The organism is Puniceicoccus vermicola, assembly GCF_014230055.1.
In the GTDB taxonomy this organism is placed as follows: domain Bacteria; phylum Verrucomicrobiota; class Verrucomicrobiia; order Opitutales; family Puniceicoccaceae; genus Puniceicoccus; species Puniceicoccus vermicola.
In genome coordinates this window covers 1-1,637 of sequence record NZ_JACHVA010000087.1, presented here as the reverse complement: position 1 = coordinate 1,637, position 1,637 = coordinate 1, and the positions used below count along the sequence as shown (strand labels likewise).

Here is a 1,637-nt window from a genome sequence, read left to right as displayed (position 1 = left end):
GGGGAGTTGCTCGTATCGTGTAGCGACTCTTCTGTATGATTTTATTCTGCAGAAGAAGTTTTCGACGATTCTTCGAAGCCTACCGATTTCCTTGTCGTAAGAGATCGTCTCTTTTCGATTCGCTTTAGGAGGGATGACGCAGAACCCTCCCGCCGATTCAATATGACTTCTGATGCGGTTGGCATCATAGGCCTTGTCGGCGAGAACGAACTTGGCTTTCAAGTTCTTGGGAAGGGTTTCGATGGCACTGACACTGTCGTGTTCATTGCCGGGAACCAAGACAAGGGAAACGGCTCTTCCGGCAAGATTTACCACAGCAGAGAGTTTTGTATTTCTGCCACCTTTGGTTTTTCCAAGTTTTTGTTGTTCAGAATCTAAGGGACTCCGGGAAGCGTCCTGATGAGCCTTGATATGGGAGCCGTCCAGCATCAAGGCGATTTCGTAGTCAGAGTGCTGTTCCGTAAGATTCTGCAGAATCCATCCCCACATGCCTGAACCACACCAGCGGCGAAAACACCGCCAAACACTGTTCCATTTTCCATAACGTTCAGGCAACTGATTCCAAATCGAGCCCGTGCACAATATCCACCAAATCCCATTGAGCGTAGCGTCAAGGTTTCCAACCGGACGCCCTCGGTGGCTTCCTACCTCAGTGCGATATAGGTTGTTAATTTTTTCAGCTCCTCGCGAACTGCGAGAGGCATTTCGTTCGACCTGTATGTTGTCACGGATGAACAATGACAAAACTACATCTCGTTGCAACATAAATTGTTAAAAAATTCTTCCGACCGTTGAGAATTTGTCCACGCGGCCTAGCCGGATCCCGGTATCGAACAGTTCCGCAAAATGAGAGCTCGCCAAATAAGCTTAAAGAAAAGGTCGACGAATTAACTCGGCAGAAGAATCACCCGATTACAGAGAAAGTTCGCCTTAACCTGGAAATAAACCGCCTGAAGTGGGACATCGTCGAGACTGCAGCTATCTCGCTTTTGGATAACTTCTCGGAATCACTGGGATCTTGGGTCAACTCAGCCGACAGCAATGAGCCTTATCGAGGATTGATACAATCCGCTCAACCGCTTATCGCACTTGCCAAAATTATAGCGCACAAACCCGACGCGAAGATCTGTCAGACCTTAAGAAGTACGGCAACTTCCGTGATGGTCGGCATAGTGATGGCGTGGCTTCGACGATCACCTATAGAGCAGTATTCTGGCGTTGGTCCGGATAAATACTGAACACCAGAAGTCATCAAGGAGTCGTGCGCGCTCTTGATCAAAAAGTGGGGACAGGCAGCAGAGGATGCTAACCTGTCCCCGATGATTAATAGAGAGATAGGCATTAAAGGATACCGTATGATCGGTGTCGAATCGATAAGTTCTCAGCGAAGTGAGGTGCATGTGTCTCCGAAGGAGGCACCGGAGCGTTGCCCTTGCTGTGGAGGCGATCGCCTCCACAGCAAGGGCCGGTATAAGCGGCGGGCCAGTCATCTGGATTTGATGAGCAGTCGCTGCGACTTGGTGGTGCATACCCGGCGCTGGCAGTGTCTGGATTGTCGCCGGAGTTTCGTTCCCGCTCCTCCGGGGATCCGCCCGTGGCGCCGGTCGACCGAGAAGCTTCGCCATAAGCTCTACCGG

General features: G+C 50.7%; 2 protein-coding genes. One reads left to right on the top strand and one right to left on the bottom strand.

What is annotated here, in order from left to right:
* Positions 1-765 (bottom strand): IS5 family transposase (locus H5P30_RS11405; protein WP_185693072.1); only part of this gene is annotated, 765 nt, incomplete at its 3' end.
* Between the two features lie 554 nt (positions 766-1,319).
* Between H5P30_RS11405 and H5P30_RS11400 the strand changes: the two genes are divergently transcribed.
* Positions 1,320-1,637: transposase family protein (locus H5P30_RS11400; protein WP_185693071.1), on the top strand; the 318-nt coding region annotated here is incomplete at its 3' end.